The sequence below is a fragment of the Pseudobacteriovorax antillogorgiicola genome (genome assembly GCF_900177345.1).
In the GTDB taxonomy this organism is placed as follows: Bacteria; Bdellovibrionota_B; Oligoflexia; order Oligoflexales; family Oligoflexaceae; genus Pseudobacteriovorax; species Pseudobacteriovorax antillogorgiicola.
Genome location: NZ_FWZT01000010.1, coordinates 1 through 15,234 on the forward strand (window position 1 = coordinate 1; position 15,234 = coordinate 15,234).

A 15,234-nucleotide genomic window follows, 5' to 3' on the forward strand; every position below is an offset into this window, starting at 1 on the left:
AAGCAATCTTGCTTAATAGACTTGCCGCCATCGGAAGAGTTAGCAGTCCCTTGGATTGTGACCGCCCTTCCAGGACTCCAGTTACACGCGAGAAATCGACATTAACGGAGAGCGAATTACCTTTAATTTTAGATGGACCCAGGTTTGTCTAGGTTTTTAGGAGCGGACGCGACGATGAAACTTGTTATTAGCTTCATAATAATCACATTATGCCAACCAACCTTTTCTCAAGTTCATGGTGGCCCTACTGCAATTTTCCTTTCAGAACCCTTTCAAGCTACTCGTGTCAACAGCTATTCCACTGTCTTCGGAATTCACCTCCATGAGCCTGGGAAATTTGATCTACAAATCTCAGCAACCAGCCTCAACCAATCCAAGGTGGGATACGTGCAAGCACTCTACAAAGGGCTGTCTCTACTGGTCGAAAATATCGATTTTGGTGCCATTCTTGGCATCCGATCTGGATTAGGCCTTTTGGAGATTGATGGCCTTGGCTTCACAACCCAGCACGCTGCTCTAGGAGCATTTGTTCGATCAAATAGCAACCCGGTTACCATCGAGCTTTCCTATTTGACACTCATTCCGCAAACAGCTAGCAAAGCCGATATTGACTCCTTCGAAATACGTTATAACCGCAAAGCTATCGAGAAATATAGCATCGATGCAGAAACCAGTGGGATGCTTAGTTTTGCGGCTGGGCTCGACTACGTCTCAGCGGTAGAGGGTCGCTACGAATATATTGACTTTGAAGCAATTGATCGAACGGGCAGCACATTTTTTTGGTATGGTAAACTCAAAGTCAGACTCAATCCCAATCTAAGCCTAGCTGTCGGTATCCATCAAGCCAACCAAGAAATTGATGAGCAAGTTTACGCTAGGGTGTTTGGTTCAGTGGCTGATCTCGAACTATTCCAGGGAGGCAGCCTTGCTTTACTCGCGACTCTTTAGCCTAATATGCTTTGGGCTTTGCTTCCATGCCTGCAAGGCCGAAGAAGACAAGGCTGACGATGTCATCGCCGAAGAAACGGACCTCATTGATCTCACAATTACCGAGGGTAGTGAAGTCTACGACTATAACGATGATGTTGCGACGATTGGTATTGATAGTCTAGAAAGTAGGTTCCTCTTACGCTTTCCAAGCTTTCTAAATCTATACGAGGAAGATGTCATCATTAGCTCTATTGCAAACTTAGAGATCGAGATCTACGCGGAAGATATTGCAATCAATCCAGCAAATATCCGCCTGAAGTTTTTGGCTCAAGAATGGACACCCTTCGCCAATTGGTATTCTCGCTTTAGCCTGGCAGATGGCTATGATTGGCTCGCAGCTGGTGGTGATTTTTTAGATTTAGACGATGCGACCCCAGATATTGAAGCATCTCAAGGAAATGTCAAAAAACTATCGTTCAACGTTACCGATCAGACTCTAACAACGATCGAAACTGGTACTGTGATTCATGGCTTCGCCCTTGTGATTGAAGAAAGTTCTTTAAACAACCAGCAAGTACTAACGACCTACACATCGAATTCAAATTTCAAACCGAGAGCAATTCTTACCTTCAACAAGCGAGAGATTTTGAATCAATGAGATGGCTCACTCTTTTCTGCATATGTTTGATAGGCTCATGTGAAAGCACCAGTGAATCTGAATCACCACAATTTGATCCCTCAGATATTGTCGAGATTTCTGGAACCTATCTCAACGATGATGGCAGCCCTGCTGCCAGAACCTATATCCACCTTCAAAACTTGAACACCTACGGCTATTACGATCCATTGTATACTAGCGTTGCCGACTTCCTACTAAAATTCTTTCAAAGAGTCGCCTTCTGGCCGTTCCCATTTTACAGCTGGGGTGATAACGACCGCGATAAAACGAGCCCTGGCTATTTTCTCGACGAGATTCGAACCAACGATGTCGGTCAGTTCAACTTCGAAGTCACAGCTGGTAGCTTTGTTCGGGATTCCTCTGGAGCCATCAATATTACACTGATCAACGATGGCGATGAGTCTAGTGACCCCTACGGTCGTTTTACATTTGTTATCAAGGAGCAAGTCAGCGCCTTAGATGAACTGATCCTTTGTAAACTGGAGCCTCTAACCCTAAGCGAAGGCGCTAGCACTATCGACATCAGCTGGCTCGCTCCAAGCTTTACAGTGGAATCCTACCAAATCAAGTTCGCGAATCCCGATGACAATTCTCCGATTTGGGTGTCAAGCGTCGAGGGTACGGAGACTACTATCTCACTACCAAAGTCAATCTTTGCCGACTATTCGGTGCGCTTTGCCATCGAAGCATTCTATCAAATTGATGGAGATAACGAATCACAGCTGAAGAAGTCCTGCCTCACGCCTAGCCAAGAATTTACAATCGCCACACCTACACCGAACTTGGCCGCGAATGCCTATGCCAGCTCACCAAGTATCGACTTCACTATTACATCACTAAGCAACGGCGAGTTCGACGACCCTTGGTACTTCGAAGCATTTGACACAAATACACTGACAATTGATCTTGGCTCTGAAACAACCATTGAAAGTATCAACTTGCATAACCTGATGTTCAGCAGCAGCTCGTCTCAGACGATTGCTATCCAAGGTGCAAGCAGCGGCAACGAATCCGCTGACTTTAGTGAACTTATCGCCACTACTAGTGCGACACGATATATGAGTTTGTCATTGACTAGCCCCGCGACCGTACGCTGGCTGAAAATTATTGCTAGTTCTACACTACTTGATCTTCAAGAAGTCTCGATCCAATAATTCACTTCGACCAGAACTAAACATCAAGTCCTTGGTGAGTCGTGGCCTCTACTTCGGAGCAACCGCTATACGAATGACAGGCCCACGTTCAAACTGCAAACGGTCACCATACTTCAAGCGAATGACACCTCGCTCTCCGTCAAGGGCCAGAATACCGCTCGCACAGTGGTTTTCGATTTCAAGATCCCCCTCTCCATCAAAGTAGCCTTTGGCAACTTCGTTTTTCTGATTGTCGAAGAGGTAAAGCTCGCGCACAACAAATTGCAAGCGATCATCTATAGGATCTAGAGTTTCTCCCCCAGCAGCACTGATAGCCGCGGTGCTTCCAGTAGCCGTTGCGACCCAAAGACCACTGGACTTTTGGATCTCGATTTTATCCTTAAACGTAAGTTTGTAGCGAGTTGTTGAAGCTGGGTTTGAATTCGTATAAAGGAAGTCATTAAGTACAGGGAAAGTGGTGATCTCGGAGCGATCTTCAGCTTTGAAGACTCGGGCATAGATTCTATGACGTGATTGAAAAGTCAAAGTCCCCTGATGGAAGGCATCTAGAATGCTATCCACCTCTTCCAGGCCACCGGCACACAAGTAGCCAACGCTTGACTTGGATGACCGAATACCAATCACCGGGGTATCTGTTTCTACAGCATGACTCGCGGACAAGAGCGTCCCATCGCCTCCCACACTGATGATTGCCCTAAAGTTTCCATCGGGACGCATATCGCCTCGTTGGATCTCCATCATGGGAATCGCAAGTTCCTGCAGTTTTTGCCGAACTCGGTCCAGGCACTCATAGTGCTCGTCATGAGACTCACGCAAAATCTTGATCTGAGCATTGCCCAAACCACCACTCTCAGCTTGGCTCTGGACCACATCACCATGCTGCTCAAGGTTGGTGGGCTTGCGAATGACTAGTACCGTCACAGTTCACCTCATTTTTCCAACGGACCTGAAAAATTCAGCTGAATCTTAGAGCCTACCAGTGGTAGCAGACTCTTGCCAATGATACAGATGCATTTTTCAATCCCGTTTTTGGCTATAGTATACCGCAGGGAACCGCGTCAGCCACTAATAAGAGGGCTGATCGCGGCTTCTTGGTCGACTAAGAGCCCGATTGTGATCTTAAGATCGCATCGTACTGCATATACTCTTCGTTACGATAGATACGATTCGCATCCTCGTAGGTTTTCTTCACATCTTGCGTCAACTTGTTGTACATCCAGAAGGCTTCGAGAAAACGACTGCTATCAGCCAACTGCTCAAGCTCGTCGCTGCTCATTTTCTCAACTTCAGCCCCTTCACGGGACTTGAGACGCAGGATGTAATGGGAGCCACTAGCCTCAACAACTGAATCAGCAACATCACCAGCCTTCTCTAGGCTCAAAGCGGCTTCCTTAAGCTTAGGATCTGAACCGAGGCCACCTGGCAGAAAGCGAGCATTCAATGCGAACTCACCGGTTGTTTTCCATTCAAGGCCAAGCTCTTTGAATACAGCCTCATTACCCGACTTAGCAGCTTCGAGAGCCTTCTCCGCTTGAGCCTTCGCTAGTTCAGGGCGCTTATCCTTGCTGACAAGCTTGCTGGCAATACTTCGTTTTGCATCGTCGAAGCTCGTATTCACTGCTGGCTTCGTATCTTCCACTTTGATGATGTGAAAACCAAACTTACTTTCCACAATATTGCTGATCTCGCCCTTATTCATAGCAAAGGCAGCTTCCGAGAATTCCGGCACCATGTCACCTTTCTTGAAGTAACCTAGATCGCCACCTTTGGTTTTACCACTGGCTTCGTCTGTATACTTCTTGACCACGGCTACGAAGTCGCCAGATTTTGCTTCCTTAAGAACTTTTTCTGCCAAGGCTTTCGCATCTTCTTTCGAACGCTTGGCTGCATCTCCAGTCGCCCGGCTTGCACCTTGGAAAGCAATCAGTACGTGGCGTGCTTTCACTTGAGCTTCTTTATTAAACTCTCTAGGATTCTGGTCGAAGTATTTTCGAACTTTTTCTTCGCCACCATCAGCTAGAAAAGCATCAATATCTTCGTCACTGACGTTGACGTTAACATTGCTAGGATTGACCTGGACAAACTCGACGTTGATCTTGGTATCGGTGAGAAGCTTATCAAGCTTCGCAGCTTCCCGAGAAACCCGATAGGTATCAGTTACAAAAGATCGTAGTTTACTGTTCACCAAGCTGCGGCGAATCTCTTCTGTGAAACTAGCTTCGGTGTGTCGTTGGGAACGAAGGTAGCGTTGGAAAAGCTCTGGATCGAACTTGCCTTGCTCGTTCTGGAAGTACTGCCCCTCAATAATCACATTGGCAACTTCGTCATCTGATGCATAAAGGCCATTGCGAACCGCTTCTTTGTAGTACACAAGCTGGTCAACCAAGCCATTCACGACTGCCTGTGAAATACCCAATTTGACTGGGTCAAAGTTATCTTTAAATTGCTGCTGCGCCTGTTGTGTGCGATTGATATGAGCACGGCGGAACTCCAGGGCTGAAACATCCATCCCGTCTACGCTTGCAGCCACTCCCGAGGGTCCGATCAAACGGTTGCCACTAGGCTCGCAAACTCCAAAGAACGTCATAGCGCCCACTGCCAAAGCAAGGATGACGTATGCAGGAATATTGCGTTTTAGTTTCCCCGAATCTAGGTCGCTTATATCCTTACCCTTCCAGCTAAACATTCCAGTTCCTTTCTATACCTTTGCTCAATACATTAATGTTTTACGATGGTTCCAGTCTTGTCCCAGGTCACAAACTAACTTGATTGACAGGGTAAAGCCTAGCAGTTCGTGATGATAATCACCCAAGAACCGTCTCCGCAAGGAGCTTCTCATTGGAAGCCGATTTGCAAAGCATTTATGTGTAGCACAAATTCCCACTATAATATAAGCCCTTAGGCTCACTTATTACGATAGGTATGTCAACTAGGTTTTCCTAGTCTTGTCTCTCGTTAGGAACGGGGGAATGGCCTATGCGGAAGGAATCCATTTTCCTTGTCTTAAGAGGAAAAAAATACAACTCTTTGTTTGGACGCGACAAGGGTTCGTGGTTTAATATAAACACTGGCTAGTGCAATTACGACAGGAGACACAGAATGATATTCGACTGGTTGGCTGGTATGTTTTCGAACGATCTCGCTATAGACCTTGGAACAGCCAACACTCTTGTTTATGTCAAGGGCAAAGGAATTGTGACAAACGAGCCGTCTGTGGTAGCTGTTCAACGAGACGTCCGCGGCGGAAAGAAAATATTGGCAGTTGGTAAGGAAGCAAAGGACATGTTAGGCCGGACCCCTGGTTCGATCGTAGCTGTTCGCCCCATGAAGGACGGTGTGATTGCCGACTTCGAAATCACTGAAGCGATGCTTCGATATTTTATCGAGCGAGCCCATAATCGTCGCACTATGGTGAAGCCACGAATCATAATCTGTGTCCCTTACGGCATCACCGAAGTCGAGAAGCGCGCTGTCAAAGAATCTGCTGAGTCTGCCGGTGCTCGTGAAGTTCATCTGATCGAAGAACCTATGGCTGCGGCAATTGGTGCTGGCCTTCCGATTTCGGAACCCAGTGGCAATATGATCGTCGACATCGGTGGAGGCACGACGGAAGTCGCTGTCATCTCATTGGCTGGTATTGTCTATTCCAAGTCCGTTAGAGTTGGCGGCGATAAGATGGATGAAGCCATCGTCAACTATTTGAAGCGAAAATATAATCTTCTGATCGGCGAAAGAACCGCCGAGCAAATCAAAATCGCCATCGGCACGGCCTATCCTGATGAAGAGATCCAGACCATGCACGTGAAAGGTCGCGATTTGGTGGCTGGTATACCCAAGACGATCGAAGTAGCCTCCGAAGAAATCAGAGAAGCTATTGCAGAACCTGTGAACACAATTGTCGAGACAGTGCGCATCGCTCTAGAGAAAACACCTCCTGAACTTGCTGCTGACATCGTAGACAAAGGTATCGTCCTCGCAGGTGGAGGAGCGTTGATCAAGAACCTTGATATCCTCCTTCGCGAAGAAACAGGGCTCCCCATCATGATCGCAGAAGACCCTTTGACAGCGGTTGTTCTCGGTAGCGGTAAAGCTCTCGACCAGATCGATATCCTCAGCGATGTGACGTTAACCTAGTGCCCGAGTCAACTAATCGGATCGATGTTTGGATGAGGCACAAGCCGCTGGCTGCGGATCAGTGCTCCTTCGAAAGGAAGCACTGTCTGTACGATGGGAATCCGTCTCTAACAAATATATCAATTTCGCTTGGCTCTAGATTGGTCGGAACATGATAACTCCTCGCACCCGTATATTTTGGCGATTGGTTTTGATTTCATCACTCCTTTCGCCTTTCGTTTTTTTCGCATCAAGCATGCAGCCTTGGAGCACGACAAGCAGCCTTGGAATGCTTCTCCAAGAGGTCGCCTACCCATTTGAATACGCCTGGAACACCACAACAGGCTTTGTATCATCCACCTGGCGACACTATATTGCCCTTAGTGAAACTGCTAAGGAAAACACTGATCTTCGTAGTGAAATCAACGGCCTTAAAACCAAGATTCTAGATTACGATGAAAAGGTTCAAGAAATATCCAGGCTCCGAAAGCTATTGGGTTTCGTTCAGCACTACGATCAGCGACACCTAGTTGCCGAGGTTATCGGCAGCTCCAAAGACTCTGCATTTCGATCCTTAAGGATCAACAAAGGGGAGTGGGATGGTGCACGGGTAGGCATGCCTATTGTGACCGCTGATGGGGTAGTCGGACGCATCATTCGCACGGGCCAGAAATTCTCCGACGTTCACCTTTTATCGGACTCTAACTTTAATATCGATATCCTACTCCAAAGGACCCGGGTTCGAGGGGTCCTCCAAGGCTATGGCAGCCATGCTATACTGACGCTCAACAGGCGAGCTGAGATTCGGATCGGCGACACGGTGATTACATCAGGAATTGTCGGCGGCTTTCCCAAAGGCCTACCTGTTGGCCGAGTGGTAAAAATTAGCTACGAATCCGATCATATCTCGCAGTCGATCAAGGTCGAGCCTTGGGTTGATTTCGAGCGAGTGGAGGAGGTTATCGTGCTTGAAACTCACGATCCAGAAATCCAGAAAATTATCGAGAGTGCTGGTAAGGATTGGTTTAAGAGGCAAACTGGCAATGGAGAAGGCTAATGTCGAAGGGTTGCGCCCCAACCCAACTATAGTGCAATTCAAACGCTTTCTCCAAGAATTGCGGCCACGACCCAATTCGGGTTACTTCTATCGCGACGTCTTTTATCTCGTAGCGATTGGCTTTATCCAAAATACCATAGTACCCGCGCTGTCGGTGCTGGGGATCACCATAGATCTGATGACACCATGGATCGTGATCACCGCTATCCGCCAAAACGCCCTCCCTGCAACGGCCCTAGCTTTTATCGCTGCTCTGATACTGGAGATGCGCTCTACGGTGCCCGCGGGAATGTATTTAGTCATCTATTGGATCACGGTGAACCTCATCATACAAGTGCGCCTAGCCCTTTCTTGGCGCCATCGTATTCCTTGGTTTGTCACCTATCTGCTGGCTGCTGTGTGGGTCCATCTATTCGAAGTTTTTGTTGTATTTATGAGCCGAGGTATGGAGAGCATGACCTTGGTTTTCACAATCCAGCAGATTGTTAAAATTGTCACTGCTGTTGCTTTTGGAATGTTTATCTGCCAAGAGTGGCTAAGGTTTGATGCTGAAGAGCCGGTACCGCAATGAAACGTATTTTTAATCAAGAAAGCATCCTTGTTGAAAACCGCTTTATATGGGCGAGTCTTATTGTTGTTACGATTGCTGGCTCGCTTTTGTTCAGGCTCTGGTTTTTGCAGATCTATAAAGGCGACTATTATCAGAGCGTTTCTGAGCGCAATCGAGTGCGACGTATCGAGATCCCGGCCCGTCGTGGCATTATTTACGATCGTCATGGGGAAGTTCTGATCGGCAACCGGCCATTCTATGATCTGGTCTATATTCCTCAGTATGTTCAGGATAAGGACACTACGTTTAAGGTCTTATCTCGTCTTTTGCACGTGCCCGTTAGTAGCTTTGAAAAACGCCTGCGATCGGGTCGTGGTCGACCTAAGTTCTTGCCGATCAGCCTCAAACGCAACCTGTCTCAACACGAGGTCTCCACGATTGAAGCTAACAAAGTATTCCTACCCGGGATCGAGGTCCGCGTCGCCCCCAGGCGGGACTATACTCCAGAGATTCCTCCTCACATGGTGGGCTATCTGCGAGAGATCGATCAAGAAACTTTGGAAAGCCTCAATGATAAGCTGGGCGATAACCCCTACCTACCAGGAGACCTTGTCGGCAAGCAAGGTTTAGAATCCGAATGGGAGTCCTATCTTCGGGGTAAACGCGGTTATCGCCTCATACAGGTGGATGCCTATGGTCGCCAGACCCAAAACTCCGATCAAGAGTGGCAATTTCCTAAAGTATCGGCGACCCCTGGGTCTGATTTGATCCTTACAATCGACAAAGAGCTTCAAAAATCAGTGAAAGAGGCATTTAATGGTAAGTTCGGAGCCGTGGTGGTTCTCGATCCGCGAACGGGTGAAATCTTAGCCCAAGTGAGCGAGCCAGGGTTTGACCCCGAGATGATGCAAACAGGGCTGTCTCAAGAAGACTGGCGGAGGCTCACAAGCAACCCCTTTAAGCCATTCCTCGATAAAACAACAGGAGGCGAATTCCCTCCAGGGAGTATCTACAAGCCTGTGGTTGCCGCTGCCGCTCTGGAAGAGAAGGTCATCAACACAAGTACGACCTATCACTGCCCAGGATTCTTTACCTTAGGGGATCGCACTTTCCATTGCCACAACCGGGGTGGTCATGGCCTCGTTAACCTTCGCAAGGCCTTGGTCAATTCCTGCGATGTCTTCTTTTATCATGTTGGTGTGGAACTCGGGGTCGACCAGATTGCTCGTTATGCTAAAGCTTTTGGCCTAGGTGAACGACTCGGCGTCAACCTCAATACGGAGCGCCCTGGGCTTATCCCCACCTCCGCTTGGAAGCAGTTAGTTCATCGTTTTCCCTGGACAAAGGGCGACACTCCAAACATCTCCATTGGCCAAGGCTACAACCTCATGACACCGATGCAGATGGCAAACCTCTATGCGGCCCTTGCTAACTCGGGAGATGTTTGGCGACCGTTTCTGGTACGTAGTGTGACGAATCACATCGGTGAAACCGTGCTTGAAAAGCGCCCCGAAAAAATTAAAACCGTGGATATCGTCAGTCCCAAAACCTTTGCCACCATGCGAAAAATCTTGGGCTATGTGGTTACCGATCCCAAAGGGACTGGGAAAAAAGCTGCTGTCCCCGGGCAGACGGTTGCGGGTAAAACCGGGTCGGCTCAGGTGGTCGGACTTAAGAAGAACCGGAACCAGGATGACGTGAGTCGCAAGTGGAAGGAACACGCAATTTTCACTGCATTTTCCCCTGTTGAGAACGCTGAAATCGCTGTCGCTGTTGTATCTCAAAATGACAAGATTGGTGGTGGTGGCCGCGCTGCTGCCCCCATCGCTGGTAAGATCATCCAGCGCTACTGGGAGTTAAAAGACATCCGCAAAGCTCGAAAAATCGCCCTAAAAAAACAAAATGAGGCCGACCATGCCAAGCAATAGCAAAGTATTCCGTTTGGGAGAGGATAGCCTCAAAAAATCATCCGGTCATCAAGTGAGCTTCCTGGTGCTGGTTTTCTTAGCTTTGTTGTCTATTGGTTTGATCAACTTATACAGCGCCAGTGGTGGCAATCATTACTTCTGGGCCCAGCTTCGCAATATGGCAGTTACGGTAGGAGCATTTTTTATCTGTGGCTGGCTGGTTCCTATTAAAAAAGTGAATTCCTATGCCTACTGGATTGTAGGTACAATTTGCCTCATGCTTCTAGTAGTCCTTGCTCTCGGGCGGATTGCAGGAGGTGCCCAGCGTTGGATTTCCTTGGGGCCGATTGGCTTTCAGCCATCAGAATTTGCCAAACTGGGCACAGCAATTGTGGTGGCTCGATTCTTTGCAACCCATAAGAGCGATCTACCCTATCGCATCAGAGACCTTAGCCCGATTCTAGCCATTGTCGGCTTGATCTTTGCGATGATATTCTTACAGCCTGACTTCGGGACTGCCGGTATCTGCCTTCTAATTGCCGTATCACAAATGGCATTTGTTCGGATCGACCTTCGCAGTATTGCCATCGTTCTGATCTCGTCACCATTGGTTGCCCTTTTAGGCTGGCATCTGCTTTTGCGACCCTACCAGAAACTTAGGATCTTAAACCTCCTGAATCCTAACCTTGATCCACAAAACACAGGTTATAACTCCATTCAATCCTTGATTGCAGTTGGTAGCGGCAACCTGTTTGGCAAGGGCTTCATGCAAGGCACCCAAGCCCACCTAAAATTCCTCCCCGAACGCCACACCGACTTTGCCTTCTCGGTCTTCGCCGAAGAGCATGGTTTTTGGGGTGGAGCAGTGGTTTTCGCCCTGTTTGGCTTTCTCACGTTCACCGCCTTGGACATTGCAAAAAACACCAAAGACACATTTTCCGGAATGCTCGCCGTTGGTGTTGCCTCATTCATCTTCTGGGAATTTGTGATCAATGTCGCAATGGTACTCGGCGTATTCCCCGTTGTGGGCTTGCCTTTACCATTTTTCTCCTATGGTAGCTCCCTCCTTCTAACCGTTTGCGTTGCTCTGGGACTTCTGGTATCGATTAACCGCACAAGATACGGACTGTCGAAAACCTAATCCCCGGAGGTAAAGATGAAGGCTCTAAACCAGGCTTTGAACGAGATCTCATCGAGTTCAAACGGCCCTGAGGCAATACGCCAATTTGCTTACTATGGAATGAGCGATTCTCAAAAGGCGCAGTATGTGGCTGAGGGCTTCGAAGCATACCAGGGTAAGGTTAGAGAATTACTAAAGAAGGATGAGACTCTTTACATCTTTCATACCGATCGCCTGACTGCCTTCGACAAGTACATCGGCATGGTGCCTTTTAAGGGTGCCATCCTTTCTGAAATTTCCCGCTTCTGGCTTCAAAACGTAGCGGACATCGCCCCAACTCATTTGGAAGCTGTCATCAATGAGCGAGTGTTAAAGGTAAAAGCTTGCGAGCCAGTCAAAGCAGAGGTGATTGTACGCGGCTATATGGCAGGTAGTATGCAGCGTGCCTATCAAAAAGGTATCCGTGAGTTTTGTGGGTGTACACTTCCTGATGGCTTGCAAGACTACCAACAACTCCCTGAGCCAATCATAACTCCTACGACCAAGGCCGCAGCCTTCGAACATGATGAAGATGCCTCACCAGAAGAGCTGGTAGCACAAGGGGTTTGCACTGCTGATGAGTGGCAGCAAATATCAGAGCTTGCCTTCAAACTGTTCGCCCGAGGTCAGGAGGTTTATGGGGAAAAAGGCTGGATTCTGGTCGACACCAAGTATGAGTTCGGCCGGGATAAAAACGGCAAGATTATAGTGATCGATGAAATCCATACCCCAGACTCAAGTCGCCTTTGGGTCAAAGCTAGTTACGAAGCTCGGGTTAAAGCTGGAGAGGCCCCTGAAATGCTCGATAAGGAAAATGTCCGACGCTTTCTGATAAGTAAGGGATTTAGCGGGGAAGGCTCTGTTCCGGAAGTTCCTGCTGATGTCTTGGTATCTCTTGCTCAGGTCTACCTTAGAGTCGCCGAGACTCTCAAAGGTGAGCAGCTGCAGATCAGCCTCAGCCCCGACCATATAACTATCTAAAACTAAAGAAGTTGCTTCCCAGGAAGCAACTTTTTCATCAATATCTGCCAGCGCTTACCGATGGTCCTCCCGTACAGGAGGTATGACCATGGTTCAGAAGAAAAAAAGCCCCAGACGGGTCGCCACGACGCAACATCAAGGAACGCCCTCAAGCATCGTCACAGCTCTCATTGTGGCGTTGCCCCTATTCACAGCATTTGGAATTCGTGACGCTCTTCTTGCCAATCCCAATCGTCTCGGCCTCTTTACGATGGCCTGCTTGCTGATCCAAGGACTATTCCTTTGCTTCTTTTGGAAGCGCATCGCAAGTGGCCTTAAATCTTTCGTATCTTATATATTTGTGTTTTCTATTTGGGCCTACATGATTGCTCAGGCTGTCTCATCTTTTATTCCCATATCTCACTTTTGGATCGGTTTGATACCGTTGGCGTCAGTTGGCGGAATTGGAGTTTTGCTCATGCTTGCCTGGGCACAAGACTCAGGCAAAAACCCTAGTAACGGCTTAGCTGTCTTAGTAAGCCTGGCCTTGATTGTCACCACAGTTATCAAGATCCAGATGCCTGACACAGATTTCAAACCAATGGAGCTTGCCGCAAAAAAACCACCGATCCAAGAATTTGAAGAGGGCACGATTCGAGCAGATGATATGGACGACACCATTCATGCCAGTGATGACCATGCCAGCGATAATGATCCCGCTGCGAGTGAGCCGAAGCACCTAACAGATACGATAGACAGCTCAATGAGCCATGACTCGCCTGAACCAGAGAAGTTTCTGCCTGTCGCCAATGAACACTCCCAGCACGATCAGGCACTTCAAAATCGCAACCATGAACAGATATCTGAGAGACCGATACCGAAGATGGCTAACGATCGTCATGTGGAAAAGCTACCTACTAAACCAAAGAAACTTAATCCTTCTCCTAGGCCTTCTAAAAAGGCAGCCCGATGGGATTATCGTGGGAACCGTGGCCCCCATCAATGGGCCAGACTTAGCTCTGATTATAGGGTATGCAATCGTGGGAAAGAGCAGAGTCCCGTGAATATCCCTAGCGCGTGGGATCTATACGATCATATTCGAATCTTTAACCGACCGATGGACTACGAAATTGTCGATGATGGCCATGGGATCAAGGTGCAAGTTAAACACGGAATTCAAACCTATATCGCCAAAAGACCTTATGAACTAAAGGCAATCAGCTTTCATAGCCCCTCTGAGCATCAATACGAGCGACGCTCATTCCCTATGGAGATTCAACTCAGACATGAGAATAAACAGGGTAAGAAAGCCTTTATCGGGGTGCTAGTCACTGAGGGCAAGCACAATAGCGAACTGGACAAGGTGTTTCAATACCTGCCCAAGTCACGCCATCAGCCAATCGCCCCTACGGATGAAAAGATTGATGTAATCAACTTTCTGCCAAAAAGCTTAAAGTCATTTCACTACTTTGGCTCACTCACCCATCCTCCCTGTACCGAGGGGGTCAATTGGAATGTGCTTAACAACCCGATCGAAATGTCGAAGGAACAGATTCGCTCCTTCAGAGCAAAGTATCGAAACAATGCAAGGCCCCCACAGCTGCTCTACCATCGCAGCTAGGTGCGATGACCTGCTCAGTCATCGTTGCAGGTTTTTATGCTTAAGACTTCTTTAGGGTAGGTTCCAGGCTTGACTTCCAGGGTATTATATCTAAAAGGCTTACCGTAAACAGCTTTAGCAAACGGTAGTTTTGCTTTCAGAAGGCAACGCTGCTTGTTGATAACGTAATTTCGTGCACAAAGAGCGACCCAACCAGGCTCAACCTTACTTGCATCGTCGGGCTCCGGGACCAAATACCACTCACACTTGTCTTTGTGGTACCAATCACAACCGACTAAGATCAATGCAAAAATTAACAAGCACCATCTACTCATAATGTACCTTGATTTCAATGCGTCGGTTCAAGCCTCGGCTTTCCGCAGTGGCGTTGCTAGCCACAGGGCGGGTATCTGCATAGCCTGCTGCAGATAGTTTAGTCGGGTCAAAGGTGGTTTTGCGAATGAAGAATTTTAAAACGTTGGATGCCCGAAGAGCAGACAGATCCCAGTTCGATCCCTCTCCGTTAAAGGGAACGTTGTCTGTATGGCCTTCAATGGTGATGGGTCGATTGAGTTCCTGCATCACGCGTGCCACTTCCTCTAGCTCGTCCAACACTTTCTTATTCTTGATTTTGTAGGAGCCTGGGTTAAAGAAATGAGATGCTAAAAGACGGACTCGAAAGCCATCACGATCACGATGAATCGAAATGATTCTTGCTTGGCCTTTTGCTTGAAGCTCTCTAAATCGTTGATTCCCATAAAGCCTCAAATCGATCAATTCAGAGACCTTTTTCATTTCACGGCCAATAATTTGGGAATAGTCTGAGCTACCGGGAAATTTATTGTCTTCGTGGGGCTCTTCCCGATCCCCTTTCATATTCTCAAAAATACCGAATCCTGTGTCCGTAGGCCCAACCCGACGATTTTCAGGAATTTCTTCCATGACTTCATTAAATGCTTCCTGAATCGATGCCGCTGCTTGCTCTACCTGGCTGTCCTTGGCACCCTCTTCTTTCAATGCATAAAGTACCACAAAAACCGCAAACAGCAGGGTCATCATATCAGCAAATGATACTAACCAACGTTCATGGTTTTCAAATTCAGGGCACTTTTGCTTCTTAGCCAC

14 protein-coding genes are annotated in these 15,234 nt (G+C 47.8%); 10 read left to right on the plus strand and 4 right to left on the minus strand.

All coding sequences use genetic code 11. The features are described 5' to 3' along the window. Positions 1–174: 174 nt before the first annotated feature. From B9N89_RS14070 to B9N89_RS14080, 3 genes are read left to right on the plus strand one after another with little or no spacing between them, the layout of a single operon-like run. Positions 175–948, plus strand: coding sequence for a hypothetical protein (locus B9N89_RS14070; protein WP_132320641.1), 774 nt, complete (start codon positions 175–177; stop codon positions 946–948). Then, positions 926–1,588, plus strand: coding sequence for a hypothetical protein (locus B9N89_RS14075; protein ID WP_132320643.1), 663 nt, complete (start codon positions 926–928; stop codon positions 1,586–1,588). Before B9N89_RS14070 ends, B9N89_RS14075 begins: the two co-directional genes overlap by 23 nt. Beyond that, positions 1,585–2,763: a hypothetical protein gene (locus B9N89_RS14080; protein ID WP_132320645.1), complete on the plus strand. Its 1,179-nt coding sequence runs from the start codon at positions 1,585–1,587 to the stop codon at positions 2,761–2,763. Before B9N89_RS14075 ends, B9N89_RS14080 begins: the two co-directional genes overlap by 4 nt. A gap of 48 nt (positions 2,764–2,811) precedes the next feature. Here the strand turns inward: B9N89_RS14080 and B9N89_RS14085 are convergent, their stop codons facing one another. Beyond that, positions 2,812–3,684, minus strand: a complete 873-nt coding sequence (locus B9N89_RS14085) for an NAD(+)/NADH kinase (protein ID WP_132320647.1) — start codon at positions 3,682–3,684, stop codon at positions 2,812–2,814. A 178-nt stretch (positions 3,685–3,862) separates the two neighbouring features. Further along, complete coding sequence (locus tag B9N89_RS14090) at positions 3,863–5,449, minus strand: peptidylprolyl isomerase (RefSeq protein WP_132320649.1); 1,587 nt, start codon at positions 5,447–5,449, stop codon at positions 3,863–3,865. A gap of 413 nt (positions 5,450–5,862) precedes the next feature. Between B9N89_RS14090 and B9N89_RS14095 the strand changes: the two genes are divergently transcribed. The 7 genes from B9N89_RS14095 to B9N89_RS14125 all read left to right on the plus strand — a co-directional run bounded on the left by B9N89_RS14095 (position 5,863) and on the right by B9N89_RS14125 (position 14,130). Further along, positions 5,863–6,897 carry a rod shape-determining protein gene (locus tag B9N89_RS14095; protein WP_132320651.1) on the plus strand — a complete coding sequence of 345 codons (1,035 nt, stop codon included), beginning with the start codon at positions 5,863–5,865 and terminating at the stop codon, positions 6,895–6,897. Positions 6,898–7,132: 235 nt separating this feature from the next. Continuing rightward, the gene (gene mreC, locus B9N89_RS14100; RefSeq protein WP_159455366.1) at positions 7,133–7,933 is read left to right on the plus strand and encodes a rod shape-determining protein MreC; all 801 of its coding nucleotides are present in this window, start codon (positions 7,133–7,135) and stop codon (positions 7,931–7,933) included. After that, positions 7,920–8,504 (plus strand): hypothetical protein, encoded by a 585-nt coding sequence (locus B9N89_RS14105; RefSeq protein ID WP_132320655.1) that lies wholly within the window; start codon positions 7,920–7,922, stop codon positions 8,502–8,504. Before mreC ends, B9N89_RS14105 begins: the two co-directional genes overlap by 14 nt. Further along, the gene (mrdA, locus tag B9N89_RS14110; RefSeq protein ID WP_132320657.1) at positions 8,501–10,411 is read left to right on the plus strand and encodes a penicillin-binding protein 2; all 1,911 of its coding nucleotides are present in this window, start codon (positions 8,501–8,503) and stop codon (positions 10,409–10,411) included. The genes B9N89_RS14105 and mrdA overlap by 4 nt, the downstream gene beginning before the upstream one ends. After that, positions 10,398–11,531, plus strand: a complete 1,134-nt coding sequence (gene rodA, locus B9N89_RS14115; protein WP_159455367.1) for a rod shape-determining protein RodA — start codon at positions 10,398–10,400, stop codon at positions 11,529–11,531. The genes mrdA and rodA overlap by 14 nt, the downstream gene beginning before the upstream one ends. Positions 11,532–11,546: 15 nt before the next feature. Beyond that, on the plus strand, positions 11,547–12,530 hold the full coding sequence (locus B9N89_RS14120) for a phosphoribosylaminoimidazolesuccinocarboxamide synthase (protein WP_132320661.1): 984 nt from the start codon (positions 11,547–11,549) through the stop codon (positions 12,528–12,530). Positions 12,531–12,618: 88 nt separating this feature from the next. Further along, positions 12,619–14,130 carry a carbonic anhydrase gene (locus B9N89_RS14125; RefSeq protein WP_159455368.1) on the plus strand — a complete coding sequence of 504 codons (1,512 nt, stop codon included), beginning with the start codon at positions 12,619–12,621 and terminating at the stop codon, positions 14,128–14,130. 14 nt (positions 14,131–14,144) lie between these two features. Here B9N89_RS14125 and B9N89_RS14130 read toward each other — a convergent pair whose 3' ends face one another. Together B9N89_RS14130 and B9N89_RS14135 are read right to left on the minus strand one after the other, a co-directional pair. Next, positions 14,145–14,429, minus strand: coding sequence for a hypothetical protein (locus tag B9N89_RS14130; protein WP_132320665.1), 285 nt, complete (start codon positions 14,427–14,429; stop codon positions 14,145–14,147). Positions 14,430–14,436: 7 nt separating this feature from the next. Next, positions 14,437–15,234, minus strand: coding sequence for an OmpA/MotB family protein (locus tag B9N89_RS14135; RefSeq protein ID WP_132320667.1), 798 nt, complete (start codon positions 15,232–15,234; stop codon positions 14,437–14,439).